The organism is Pseudomonas sp. GW823-FHT04A03 (assembly GCF_058796615.1).
In genome coordinates, this window is the sequence record NZ_JBXAIV010000001.1 from 140,168 (window position 1) to 153,218 (window position 13,051).

Annotated in this window: 12 protein-coding genes; 7 read left to right on the top strand and 5 right to left on the bottom strand. The window is 61.9% G+C overall.

What is annotated here, in order from left to right; translation table 11 throughout:
- Positions 1-4: 4 nt before the first annotated feature.
- From AC1Q9F_RS00565 to AC1Q9F_RS00590, 6 genes are all read left to right on the top strand, one after another.
- On the top strand, positions 5-1,561 hold the full coding sequence (locus tag AC1Q9F_RS00565; protein WP_492619345.1) for a sugar ABC transporter ATP-binding protein: 1,557 nt from the start codon (positions 5-7) through the stop codon (positions 1,559-1,561).
- The gene (locus AC1Q9F_RS00570) at positions 1,554-2,579 is read left to right on the top strand and encodes an ABC transporter permease (protein ID WP_492619344.1); all 1,026 of its coding nucleotides are present in this window, start codon (positions 1,554-1,556) and stop codon (positions 2,577-2,579) included. Before AC1Q9F_RS00565 ends, AC1Q9F_RS00570 begins: the two co-directional genes overlap by 8 nt.
- A 31-nt stretch (positions 2,580-2,610) precedes the next feature.
- Positions 2,611-3,666 (top strand): substrate-binding domain-containing protein, encoded by a 1,056-nt coding sequence (locus tag AC1Q9F_RS00575; RefSeq protein WP_102686711.1) that lies wholly within the window; start codon positions 2,611-2,613, stop codon positions 3,664-3,666.
- A 9-nt stretch (positions 3,667-3,675) separates the two neighbouring features.
- On the top strand, positions 3,676-4,341 hold the full coding sequence (locus tag AC1Q9F_RS00580) for a sulfite oxidase-like oxidoreductase (RefSeq protein WP_492619343.1): 666 nt from the start codon (positions 3,676-3,678) through the stop codon (positions 4,339-4,341).
- Positions 4,342-4,728: 387 nt separating this feature from the next.
- A complete protein-coding gene (locus AC1Q9F_RS00585; RefSeq protein WP_207985929.1) occupies positions 4,729-7,116 on the top strand; it encodes a TonB-dependent receptor plug domain-containing protein in 2,388 nt (795 codons plus the stop codon).
- 42 nt (positions 7,117-7,158) lie between these two features.
- Positions 7,159-8,523, top strand: a complete 1,365-nt coding sequence (locus AC1Q9F_RS00590) for an APC family permease (protein ID WP_492619342.1) — start codon at positions 7,159-7,161, stop codon at positions 8,521-8,523.
- Here the strand turns inward: AC1Q9F_RS00590 and AC1Q9F_RS00595 are convergent.
- Positions 8,520-8,981 (bottom strand): DUF3574 domain-containing protein, encoded by a 462-nt coding sequence (locus AC1Q9F_RS00595; RefSeq protein WP_492619341.1) that lies wholly within the window; start codon positions 8,979-8,981, stop codon positions 8,520-8,522. The two genes, AC1Q9F_RS00590 and AC1Q9F_RS00595, sit on opposite strands and share 4 nt — an antisense overlap.
- Before the next feature lie 390 nt (positions 8,982-9,371).
- On the opposite strand from AC1Q9F_RS00595, the gene AC1Q9F_RS00600 reads away from it, so the two are divergent.
- Positions 9,372-9,881 (top strand): hypothetical protein, encoded by a 510-nt coding sequence (locus AC1Q9F_RS00600; protein ID WP_007955499.1) that lies wholly within the window; start codon positions 9,372-9,374, stop codon positions 9,879-9,881.
- Positions 9,882-9,946: 65 nt separating this feature from the next.
- Here AC1Q9F_RS00600 and AC1Q9F_RS00605 read toward each other — a convergent pair whose 3' ends face one another.
- The 4 genes from AC1Q9F_RS00605 to AC1Q9F_RS00620 form a co-directional block, all read right to left on the bottom strand.
- Entirely contained in the window at positions 9,947-10,537 is a 591-nt protein-coding gene (locus tag AC1Q9F_RS00605; protein WP_165369529.1) for a helix-turn-helix domain-containing protein, read from the bottom strand.
- 53 nt (positions 10,538-10,590) lie between these two features.
- Entirely contained in the window at positions 10,591-10,752 is a 162-nt protein-coding gene (locus tag AC1Q9F_RS00610) for a hypothetical protein (protein ID WP_007955494.1), read from the bottom strand.
- Positions 10,753-10,864: 112 nt separating this feature from the next.
- Positions 10,865-11,749: a LysR family transcriptional regulator gene (locus AC1Q9F_RS00615; protein WP_492619340.1), complete on the bottom strand. Its 885-nt coding sequence runs from the start codon at positions 11,747-11,749 to the stop codon at positions 10,865-10,867.
- Between the two features lie 104 nt (positions 11,750-11,853).
- A complete protein-coding gene (locus AC1Q9F_RS00620; protein WP_492619339.1) occupies positions 11,854-13,041 on the bottom strand; it encodes an MFS transporter in 1,188 nt (395 codons plus the stop codon).
- Positions 13,042-13,051 lie beyond the last annotated feature (10 nt).

Sequence of the window (13,051 nt, forward strand, 5' to 3'; positions counted from 1 at the left end):
TTTTATGGGTGCGCCTGTCGCCGTGGTCTCCGAACCACTGATTCGTGTACGTGAACTGAGCAAGACCTTTGGCTCGAACCGGGCACTGGACCGGGTCAGCCTGGATATTTTTCCCGCTGAAGTGGTGGCGCTGCTCGGCGCCAACGGTGCGGGCAAATCGACGCTGGTGAAGATCCTCGCCGGCAGCCAGACCCACGACGGCGGCGAGATCCGGATCGATGGCCTGCCCCGGCATTTCAGTTCGCCGCTGTCGGCGCGCCGCTTCGGCATCGTCGCGGTTCATCAGCAGATCAATGAAGGCATCGCGCCCGGATTGAGCGTGGCGGAAAACCTGCTGCTCGATGAACTGTGCCGCCCCGACGCCGACTTCTGGCTCAATCGCAAACGCCTGCTGGAACGCGCTGCGAGCATCGCCGCCGGCCTCGGTCTGGTGCTGCCGCTGGAGCAACCGATCGAACATTTGGGCCAGGCCGAACGGCAACTGGTGGTGCTGGCCCGCGCCTTTGCCCTGCAACCGCGATTGCTGATTCTCGACGAGCCCACGGCGGCCCTGTCGGATGCCGAGGCGCAGCGCCTGTTCGGTCTGATCGACACCTTGCGCAGCCGTGGCGTGGCGATTCTGTACATCTCCCATCGTTTGTCCGATCTGCAGCGAGTGGCCGACCGCGCCGTGGTCTTGCGTGACGGGCAACTGGCCGGTGAGTTCAGTGCCCGGCAATTGCCCGAGGCATTGGAAGCGATGCTTGGTCAGACGCTGGAAGCCCACGTCTACACGCCGCGAGCAGCGGGGCGCGAAGTGCTGAAACTGCGCGACGTGAAAATCCTGCCGCGCACCCAGGCTTTCGATCTGACCCTGCATGAAAACGAAGTGGTGGTGCTGACCGGGTTGCTCGGCGCCGGCAAAAGCGAAATCGCCGAAGTGCTGTTCGGGCTGCGCAAACCGGTGTCCGGCTCATTGCAACTGGACGGCGCCGACTGGCAGCCGGGCTCGCCACGGCAGGCAATCCAGAGTGGGGTTTTCTTCGCCGCCGAGGATCGCGCGAGCCAATCGCTGGTGCCGGATTTTTCATTGCGCCGAACCCTTACCTTGCCGTTTCTCGAACGCTTCACCCGTGGCGGTTTCATCCGCAACCGTGCCGAAGCGGCGGCGGTCGAGGCGCAAGTCTCGGCGTTGGGAATCAAGACCGCCGGCATCGATGTGCCGATGAGTGCGTTGTCCGGCGGTAATCAGCAGAAAGTCGTGCTCGGTCGCTGGCTGCTCGGCGAGGGCAGGGTGCTGATCCTCGACGAGCCATTTCAGGGTGTCGACGTGCGTGCCCGGCGCGAGATCGGCCAGTTGCTGCGCGAAAGCGCAGCTGGCCGCGCCACGTTGGTGATCTGCTCGGACGTCGATGAGGCGCTGGAGATCGCCGACCGGATCCTGCTGGTACGCGATCACGCGGTGGTGGCCGAGTACCCGCGTGCCGGGTTGGATCGCGCCACTCTGGTCGCCGCGCTGGCCGGCAGCGATCCGCAAAATTCTATTGTTCACGCCGCGCCAAGGAGTAGAGCGAGTGCCTGATTCGAGTTCCCTGTTGTCCTCCGCCCCGGCCACGTCCGAGCGCTTCGTGCAAGCGTTGATCCGCTACGGCCTGCTGTGGGTGCTGGCGTTGATCGTGGTGTTTTTCAGTGTCGCGGAACCGGCGTTTCTGCGGGTCGGCAATCTGTTCAGCATTCTGCAGTCAGTGTCGATTGTCGCGCTGCTGGCCTTGGGCGTGACGCTGACCATGGCCGTCGGCGGGCTGGATCTGTCGATCGGCGCGGTGGCGGCCATGAGCCTGATGATCGCCAGTTACGTGATGGTGGTGCTCGGTTGGGGCGCGGTGCCGGCGGTGCTGATCAGTCTCGCGGGTGGCGCATTGGTCGGGCTGCTCAATGGCTGGCTGATCGTGAAAATGCGCGTGCCGGACATTCTCGCGACGCTCGGCAGCATGTTCCTGGTGATCGGCGTGCAACTGATTCCCACGGGCGGCCGCTCGATTGCGTTGGGCATGACCCTGCCCAACGGCGACGAAACCGAGGGTTCATTCAGTGCACTGTTTCTGGCCCTGGGCCGTGGACGGCTGTGGGACATCGTGCCGGTCCCGGTGTTGATCACGGCGGTGGTCGCGGTGGCGGTGTGGCTGTTTCTCGAACGCACGCGCATCGGCCGGTTGTTCTATGCGATTGGCGGCAACGAGCAGGCGGCGCGACTGGCCGGTGCGCCGGTGCAGCGCTTCAAGTTGCTGGCTTATGTGCTTTCGGCGCTGTTGGCATCGCTGGGCGGGTTGTTGTTGGCGGCGCGTTTGGGGCGCGGGGATGTCAGCTCTGGTAACGGCTTGGTGCTCGATGCACTGGGCGCTGCGCTGATCGGTTTTGCCGTGCTCGGGGCGAAGAAGCCCAACGCGTTCGGCACGCTGGTCGGCGCGCTGCTGGTGGCCTCATTGCTCAACGGCCTGACCATGCTCAACGCGCCGTATTACGCGCAGGATTTCGTCAAGGGACTGGTGCTGGTGCTGGCCCTGATGTTCACCTTCGGCCTCGCGCATCGGGCGCGCTGAGCCGGTTCATTGATGCTTCAAGGAAAGATCCATGCACGGTTCAATCAAGCAGTTCGCACGTCATTGCCTCGCCGGGGCGTTGCTCTCGGCGCTGGCCCTTAATGCGCAGGCCAAGGCCTTGCCCGGCGCACCGGCGCCGTTCGATAAAGGTCAGGTACAGATCGCGCTGGTGGGCTATCTGTTCTCCGGAGATTTCCCTGAAGCCTACCTGCGCGGTGTGGAGAAACAGACCGAAGCGCTGGGCGCCAATCTGCGGGTGTTCGACGCCCGGCAACAGGCCGCCAGTCAGGGTGAAATGATCGATCAGGCCGCCGACCTCGGCGTCGACGGGATCATCGTGCAACTGGGTCTCGCGGAAACCCTCAAAGGTCCGATCGACCGGGCGCTCGCCAAAGGTATCAAGGTTGTCGCCTTCGACGTCGACCTGAACACGCCGCAAGTGACCCAGGTCGAGCAGGACCACCACGCGTTGGCGCGGCTGGCACTCGATCAAGCGGTCAAGGACAACGGCACCCGCTTCGACGCCGGGTATGTCTACATCAGCGGCTTCACGCCGATGGAGCGCCGCGACGAGATCTGGAGCCAGGTCAAGGCGAGCAATCCGGGGATCGTCGAGAAGGCCCGCTTCGGCACGCTTAATCCGCCGATTGCCAACTCGGTGGCCGATCAGGCCAGCGCCGTGCTGCGGGCCAATCCGGGGATCAGCGTGATTTTTGCGCCGTTCGACGAGTTCGCCAAAGGCGCGAAGATCGCGGTGGACGAGGCCGGTCTGAGCCGCAAGGTGAAGATCTACAGCGCCGACATTTCCACCGCCGATATCCAGATCATGAAAGAGCCGGACAGCGCCTGGGCCGCCACCGCGGCGGTCAATCCGCAAGTGGCCGGGGCGATTAGCGTGCGCAGTCTGGCGATGCTGATCGCCGGGGAAAATCCGGGGCACAAGGTGCTGGTGCCGCCGACCCTCATCACCCGTCAGCAACTGCTGGATCTGGACGTGAAAAACGTGCGGGATCTGGGGCAAAAACTGCCGGCCTTCGGTGACACCGCCAACGTCGCGCGGGCACCGTGGATTCCCGTGGCGAACTGAGGAGCCGACATGCACGACAAGGCTGCGCGCCTGCGCAAGAGCCGTTCGCCGAAAGCCGATGTGGCGCTGGGTGAACGGCTGCCGCCGGGGCAGGTGCTGACGGAGCGTTTCCCGATCCTGCACGAAGGCGAGGTGCCGGCCTATGACCTGGCGACGTGGTCGCTGCGCCTGTTCGGCACCTTGGCCAACCCGGTCGAGTTGACCTACGCCGATCTGCAAGCGCTTCCGCAACGCTCGTTGCAATGCGACATTCATTGCGTGACACGCTGGTCGAAGTTCGACACCCGCTGGAGCGGCGTGCACCTGCAAGACCTGCTGCAATCCCTGGACATCCGGCCGACATCGTCCTTCGTCATGGCCCACGCCGATCACGATTACCAGACCAACCTGCACCTCGACGACCTGCTGCACCCGGACAGCCTGCTGGCCACCCATTACGACGGTCAGCCGCTGACCGCGCAACATGGCTGGCCACTGCGTCTGGTGGTGGCGGGGCGGTACTTCTGGAAGAGCGCGAAATGGCTGCGCGGGCTCGAATTCACCGATCAGGAGCAACCGGGCTTTTGGGAGCGCAACGGCTTTCATTTGCACGCCGATCCGTTCATTGAACAGCGCTTCAGCGGCGATGCGCTGGACATTGCCGAAGATGCCTGGCGGGAAAAGGACTTCGACTGAAGGCATCTAACTTCGCACCGAAAAAACACAGATTAATAACGCTCTCTACAACAACGTGGAGTGCGTTCTTATGCGTAATTAGTTGCTGGTTAGTTGGGTATTCATGTTGTTGCGTAAACACAGGTGTTGCTCAGGCAACACTCCGTTCGTCGGGCATAACCTAAGCGTTATTGGTTCTTTTGCGGCAGGCGACCGCTCGTCTAGCATCGGTAAACAGGGGGTTCTACTAACTTTGGGGTTCTTGCGCTCTAACAGCCGATAGTTGTTCAACACACTTGGCTGCCTTTCTGAATATCAAAACTACAGCAGAAATTGCCGTGCACTGATTGCCGACACTTCATGATTCGGCAGCGGCCGGTTATTAACTGCGATTCAAGGAGCTGTCGCATGATTCACCGTTCGCGTTCATTACTCGCCATCGCTGTTGTCAGTGCAATCTGGCAACTTCCTGCGCAAGCTGAAGAGACTTCCGCGCGCGTCGACGATGACACACGGCTGGGTACCGTGCTCGTCACCGGGACCCGGGGCACCGCGCGTACGGTGCTGGATTCACCGGTGCCGGTGGATGTGCTGACCGCCGAGGACCTGAAAACCGCCGGCGCCAGTGGCGGCGAGCTGGGCCAGGCGTTGCAGACGCTGTTGCCGTCGTTCAGCTTTCCGCGCCAGTCCAACTCCGGCGGCGCCGACCATGTGCGCGCCGCGCAGCTGCGCGGCATGAGCCCGGATCAGGTGCTGGTGCTGGTCAACGGCAAGCGTCGCCACACGTCGGCAGTGGTCAATGACTCGTCGAAAATCGGTCGCGGTACGGCGCCGGTGGACTTCAACTCGATCCCGATCAGCGCGATCAAACGCATCGAAGTACTGCGCGACGGCGCCGGTGCGCAGTACGGCTCCGACGCGATTGCCGGGGTGATCAACATCATCCTCGACGACGCCCCCGAAGGCGGCGAAGTCTCCACCAGCTACGGCGCCTACCACACCCATCAGGACGCCATCGGCAAAACCACCACCGACGGCCAGAACAGCGTGACCACCGCCAAGATCGGCACGCGGCTGGGCGAGGAGGGCGGCTTCATTCGTGGCGGTACCGAGTACAAGGATCGCAACCCGACCAACCGCGCCGGCTACGACGGCTTCGCCGACACCCCGGGCCAGCGCAACTATGTGATGGGCGACGGTGTGGCGCGGGACGTCAACGCCTGGTTCAACGGCGAATTGCCGCTGGCCGGCGGCAAGGCCTACAGTTTCGGCACCTACAACGAACGCCACACCACCGGCGCCGAGTTCTATCGCTACCCGTCCGAGCAGCCGCAGTTCTACCCCAACGGCTACCTGCCGCAATCGCTGGGCGACAACACCGACATCTCCGCCACCGCCGGCTACAAAGGCCTGATCGGAGACGACTGGGATTTCGACAGCAGCGTCACCCACGGTCGCAACCGCTTCGAATCGGCGACCCGTCGCACCCTCAACGTCAGCCTCGGCGCGGACTCGCCGACCCGCTTCGACACTGGCGATTACGAGCTGCGCCAGACCACCACCAACCTGGATTTCAGCCGCGAATTGCGCCTCGGCGGCCGCTCGTTCGTGCTGGCGGTGGGCGGTGAATATCGCTATGAAAACTACCTGACCTTTGCTGGAGACGAAGCCTCTTACATCGGCTCCGGGGCCGATGGCGCCAACGGGCTGCGCCCGAGTGAAGAGTCGGATCTGGATCGCAACGTGTTCGGCACCTACGCCGAATTGTCCGGTGATCTCACCGATCGCTTCTTCGTCGATGCCGCCACGCGCTGGGAACATTACGATGACGCCGGCAGCAAACTCACCGGCAAGCTCAGCGGTCGCTACAAGTTGACCGATCAATGGGCGTTGCGCGGTGCGGTGTCGAACAACTTCCGCGCGCCGTCGCTGGCCCAGAGTGGCTTCCAGAATACCACCAGCAACTTCGGCGACGGCGGCACGCTCACCGACATCCGCGTGCTGTCGGTCAACGATCCGATTGCCCGTGCCCTGGGCGCGGAAAAACTCGATCCGGAAACCTCGAAGAACTTCAGCCTCGGCCTGACGTTCCAGTTGAACGAACGCTTCGATGCGTCGCTCGACGTGTTCCGCATCGACGTCAAAGACCGCATCACCCTGTCGCAGCGAATCGGCAGCGACGCGCTGGAAAGCTACATCAACGACAACTTCGGCGTGGCGGGCGTGCACGACGTCAACTTCTTCACCAACGCTGCTGACACCAGCACCGACGGCGCCGAACTGGTGCTCAACTACCATCAGCCGTTCTACGACGGGCAACTGGGCCTGACCACCGCGTACACCTACAACCACACCAAGGTCACCAGCACCAAAGGCACGCCGTCGCAGCTGACCGCCTTAGGCATCGGCAATGACGCGCTGGTCGGCGTCGAGGAACGCAACACCCTGACCGACGCCGCGCCCAAGGATCGCTTCGTGTTTTCCGCCAACTGGACCAGCGAGCACTGGGGCCTGCTCGGGCGTCTGACCCGTCAGGGCGAGACCACTCGGGTGTTCGATTTCGGCGACTCGCAGCCTGAGCAAACCTACGGCGCGGTGTGGCAGCTGGACGCCGAGGTGACCTACAAATTCACCCCGAAATTCAGCATCGCCCTGGGTGGCAACAACCTGACCGACAACTACCCGGAACGCTCCGGCTCGGCCATCAACTACGGCGGTAACCTGCCGTACGACGTGCTGTCGCCGATCGGCACCAACGGCGCTTACTACTACGCCACCGCCACTTACGGCTTCTGAGTCTTTTCCGCCATGGATGGCGGATCACCAGCGGGAACCTTCATGACTCAAACCAATGGCCCCAAGCGGCACCTGCCGGTGTTTCAGGCGTTGCTGATCACGCTGGGCATGGTCATCACCACCGACATTCTCAAAACCGCGCCGACCGTTGCCTTGAACGTCGGGCCGGAACATTTCTATTGGGTCTGGGTGCTCGGCGGACTGGCGTCGATGGCCGGGGCCTTGTGCTTTGCCGAGATGGCCACCGCGTTTCCGCATCCGGGCGGTGACTATCATTTCCTGCGCACCGCTTATGGCGAGCGCATGGGGTTCCTGTTTGCCTGGTCGCGATTCTCGGTGATGCACACCGGGTGGATCGCACTGTCGGCGTTCATGTTTGCCGACTACTTCAATGCGGTCGTGCCGTTGGGGCATTACGGGGCGGGGCTGTTTGCCGGTGCGATCATTGCTGCGTTGGTGCTGCTGAATCTGACGGGCAAGCACATTGGTTTTATCACCCAGACTGTGTTGGTCGGGTTGCTTGCCCTCGGGTTCTTGAGCATTGCCAGCGCCGGGGTCTGGCTGGCGTGGCAAGGGATCGAACCGACGCTGCCCAGTGATCCGGTGGTCCCCGAACACACCGGCGGGGCAGGTTTTTCCGCCGCGATGATCTTCGTGTTTCTGGCCTTCGGCGGCTGGAGCGATGCGGCGACATTGTCCGCCGAAGTGCGCGATGGCCGACGCGGCATTTTCATCGCCATGCTCGGTGCGCTGACGGTGCTGATGGCGATCTATCTGGCGCTGAACTGGGCGTTCGTCCAGGGGCTGGGTTTCGAAGGTCTGGCAGCGAGCAACGCGCCGGCGGTGGAACTGTTGAACCGCGCCTTCGGTGCTCCCGGCGTGCTGCTGATCCTGCTGATGGTCGGCATCGCGGCCATCGCCACCATCAACTCAACGCTGTTGGTCGGCGCCCGCACCACCTACGCCGCCGCCCGGGATGTGCCGCAATTGCGCCGCTTTGGCGAATGGGACGAGCGTGACGGTGTACCGCGAAAGGCATTGCTGGCGGAGGGGGCGGTGGCGTTGTTGCTGGTGTTGTTTGGCAGTTTTACTCAGAGTGGCTTCAACACCATGGTTGAGTATCTGACGCCGGTGTATTGGTTGTTTCTGAGTCTGAGCAGCCTGGCGTTGATCATTCTGCGCAGGCGTTTTCCCGAGGTGCTCCGGCCGGTGAGGGTGCCGCTTTATCCGGTTTTGCCGCTGCTGTTTTTCGGGTTGTGCGTTTACATGCTGTATTCCAGCGTGACGGTAGTGGGGTTGGGGGCGCTTTTGGGGATCGGGGTGTTGGTGGTTGGCGCGTTGTTGCTGGCCGGGTTGAGCCGCCTGGTGTCGACACCTCGGCAGGCTCTGCAACGGAGCGTAGATTAAAAGGACACCGCGGCCGGCTGAGACAAACGAAGCACCGACAAATCCCCCGTAATCCGCTTGTAAGCCAAACGAATCGCCTCGATGTCACTCTCACGTTTCGCGCTGCTTTCGTGCAGGATCACAATCACCTTGGTCGCCAGCCGCTCGGGCACTTTCGCGTCGTGGTCCTTCCACTGCCCATACGCATCGAACACGCTGAACCCGTCCGGGAACCGCGACGTCACTTCCTGATCGAGAAACTCGCGCCAGCGCGCCGGGCTCACCACACCTTCCTTGCCTTCCAGCGGCCCCACCGAGAAGTACAACTCGGTGCGCACCCACTGCGCCTGCGCCGGTCGTGTGGCGTCGCCCTGCAGGGTCGAACTGGCGGGATCCTTGGTATGCACGGAAACCGGAGGAGGGCTGGCACACCCGGCGACCGCCAGGAACAGTGCAGCCAGTAGTAAACGTTGCGGCATGGAACTTCCTTATTGTTAAGAACTGTCCCGAATTATAGAGGGGACGGTTAATAGCAATAAAAGATTAAAAAGTGGATCGTCGCTGAACTAATGGAATAAGCAAGCAAAGTGCAAATAATGCCCGCTGGTTAGAACGATTATTTCTTTAAGTTATTTGCTTGGTGTTGGATCGCATATCCATGACATTCAAAAACCTGCTCCCGCATTTGCCGGATCTGTCATTGCGTCTACTCTGCTGCTGCAACGGTTCAAGTCGCACGGAACGCTGCACTTGAAGCGTTTGAACAGCACTTTTTGCTGCTCGATGGACAGCTTGTTGCGGATTTCCCAATCCTTAGAATCCGCTCCATCAACTTCTCATCCAGTTCTTAATCCTCAGGGAGCTACACCATGATGAACGCCATGCAGATGCAAATGCCGATGAACGCCAACATGCCGATGATGCCGATGACGGGCATGCCGATGATGATGGCGACCATGAGCTGCGACATGATGGACGACGGCATGATGTGCAAGATGATGCCGGCCGCTGGCATGGACATGGCCATGTTCAAGAACAGCGCTGAAATGATGCAGATGATGATGGACTGCGGCATGCCGATGATGATGCATTGCGGCAACATGAGCATGATGTGCATGTCTCCGGCGGCCATGGCCATGCCGATGATGAACATGATGATGCCAATGCCGATGATGGGCATGCCGATGCCATCGATGAAGTGCGTGATGGAATGCACCATGATGGCCGACTGCATGATGTGCAAAATCATGCCGATGCCGGGCATGAACATGGACATGATGAAGAACTGCTGCGCCCTGATGATGAAGATGATGAACGACTGCAGCATGCCGATGATGATGAGCTGCAATGGCATGCCGATGATGTGCTGCACCTGCTGATTTCCGCCAGCGCATGAAAAAGCCCGACCGGGAAATTCCCGGTCGGGCTTTTTGTTGTTTGTTTGTCAGTCCAGGCGTTCGGGATAGGTGACCACCAGATACGCCACCGCTTCACTGTCGGCGGGGTTGCGGTATCGATGGGGCTGGTCGGCGTAAAACAGAATCGAGTCGCCCGTCGACAGCAGATAGCGCTCGTCGTTGACGCTGATCTCCAGCACGCCCTGAGCCACCACCAGGTTTTCCTGCACGCCCGGGCCATGGCCCTCGGATTGATCCTCGCCCAAGGGGCTCAGGCGCAGTTCGTAGAATTCCGACTGGCGCGCCACATCAAAGGGAAACAACGCGCGGCTGACAAAGGCACCACTGGCGCTGACCAGTCGCTTGCTCTGGCTCGCCGACAACACGGCCACGCCTTCAAACGCGCGATGTTCGAGAAACGCCGCCACCGACACCTTCAAACCCTTGGCGATTTTGCACAGCACCTTGATCGACGGCACGCTGCGCCCGGATTCGATCTGCGCCAGCATCGCCCGGCTCACGCCGCACTGGCGGGCAAGGGCATCCAGCGACAGGTGCCGCTTGCCGCGCAGGCGTTGCAGGTTCTGCGCGACGCGTTCACAGATCGGGTCTTCTTCCAGGGATTCGAGGTTGTTCAGGTCCAGCACAGGTTCATCGGCGCTCGCCAGAAAGCGCGAGGGTTCACGCGCGTTCACGCTTGACGCGTCTCGCTGGAACGAGCGGCCTGCACCCACTGGTAAGCCTGATAACCGGCATTGCGCGCATACATTTCCCACATCAGCCGGGCCTGTTGCTGGGCGTGGCGGCGTTTGCGGTAGACGGCGAAGTCGATCAGGTTGTCAGTCGGTTTCATGGCGCACTTCACTGTGTTCAATGACGGGATGAGGTGAGAGTACGCCGAGATATTTATAACGATAAATACTGATTTTTTATTTATTAATTCTTTCTGGTTATTTACTTGTTTGTCACATCTGGGCAAATGCGTTCAACAGAAAATCCCGCACATACACCCGGCTCGGACTCTGCAGCGCGCTCTTGCGCCACACCAGATACAGCACGTTGACCGGCGCTTCAGTCGGTACGGTCGGGGAAATCAGGCGGCCATCGGCAATCGCATCGGCACACTGATAATCCGGCAGAACCGTCCAGCCGTGGCCACCGATGGCGAGGTCCTTGATGATCCGCAGATCCGGAATGGTCAGCGAGGCCTGCAGTTGCGGGGCGATCTGGAACATCGACGACCACAGCGGGCGAACCAGGGCGAGGTCTTCGTCGAAGGCAATCAACGGCACTTGAGTCAGTTGATCCTGAGTCGGGTGTTCACCTAAGCGACCCAGCAGGCTCGGCGCGTAGACCAGCAACATGCGTTCGGTCAGCAGATGGGCGAAACCATGGGTCTGTTCGTCGGGCAGGGAAGCGGTGATCGCGAAGTCGATCTGCTTTGATTCGAGCATCTCGTAGATGCGCTTTTTCGTGCCGGTGTGGAAACGCAGCAGGAATCCTTCATCCATCAACGGTGCCAATCGCGCGGCGACTTGCGAGTGAATGAAATCCGAAGGGCCGACCAGATGAATCGTGCCGCCCTTGAGCAGACCGGGACGCAGTGACGCAATCTTGTTTTCCAGACCGTCCAGGTAAGGCGCGACCGAGCGGGCCAGCTCATCGGCGGCTTCGGTCGGCTCGACGCCCCTCGGCAGTCGATGGAACAGCGGTTTGCCCACCAGCGCTTCCACAGCCTGAACATGCATCGAAGCCGCAGGCTGGGTGATGCCCAGATGCTCGGCAGCCTTGGAAAACGACTTGGCGCGGTAGGCTTCGAGGAAGGTTCGCAGGTGCGTGAGGTGGCTCATGGGTTGGCGACGTCCGGGGGCTGAATCTGGTTTTTACCATGGCGGGCGGCAGGAGCGCTCGCCTCGGGAAAACGCCGTTGCAGCGTTTCCCGAGGCGACGCCGATCAGGCGTTGTCGGCCGGGCGATAACGCGGCGCGGAGCTCGCGGACATCTGCCCGAGAATCAGCAGCAGGCCGAGTGCCGAAACCACGGCGCCGGTGAGGCCGACGTAGCTCAGGCCAATCTGGCTGATGGTCACGCCACCGGCCACCGAACCAAGGGCAATCCCGGAGTTGAACCCGGCAATGTTCAGGCCAGCGGCGACGCCGTGGGCGTGAGGTGCATGCTGTTCGGCGATCCCGATCAGTCTCGCCTGCAAGGCTGGCACGGCGGCGAAGCTGAACATTCCGAGCAGCGCTACCAGCACGCCCATCATCACGGACGAACCGGAGAACGCCCACATGCCCGCGGTGACCAGCGCAATGCCGGCAATCAGCGTGGCACTGGCGCGGTCGACGCCCCAGGCATCGGTGAGTTTGCCGCCGAGCACGTTGCCGATGGCAGCCATCACGCCGTACAGCAGCATGAACACGCCGACGGTGGTGGCGGTGGTGCCGGTTACATCGGTCAGCACCGGGGCGATGTAGGTGTAGGCCACAAACGAGCCGGCGTAACCGAGCACGGTGACCAGCGCCCCGGCCAACAGCTTGCGATTCAACAATGCCTTGAGACTGTCGAGGGCCGAACCGCTGTCGGCGGCGGTCGGCAGTGGATCGCGCATGCCGAACAGCAAGCCGAAGAAACCGATCGCACCGAACACCGCGATGGCGGCCAGCACCAGACGCCACGACATCACGCCGCCCAGATAGGTGCTGATCGGCACGCCGATCGCCATGGCCAGGGTGAAACCACCAAACACCACGGCGACGGCACTGCCCGCCCGGCCGGGGCCTGCAAGGCGAGCGGCGGTGCTCGACGCCACAGCAAGGAACAAGCCGTGGCCCATGCCGGCAATGAAACGGGCGATCAGCATCAGCGTCAGGGTGCTGGAAAACGCCGCCGCCAGACTGCCGGCGCTGAACACCAGCGCCGTCGCCAGCATCACGTTTTTGCGTGACCAACTGGCCGTGAGCGCACTGAAGATCGGTGCGGCAACGGTAGCGCCCAAGGCATAGGCAGTGATGGTCGCGCCGGTGGCCTCGACGTTGACGCCGAGACTTTGCGCCATGACTTCGGTCAGGCCGATCGGCACGAATTCCGCGAGCCCGAGGGCGAAGGCGCTGAGGGTGAAGATGTAAATGACAAATGGCATGGGAGCCTCT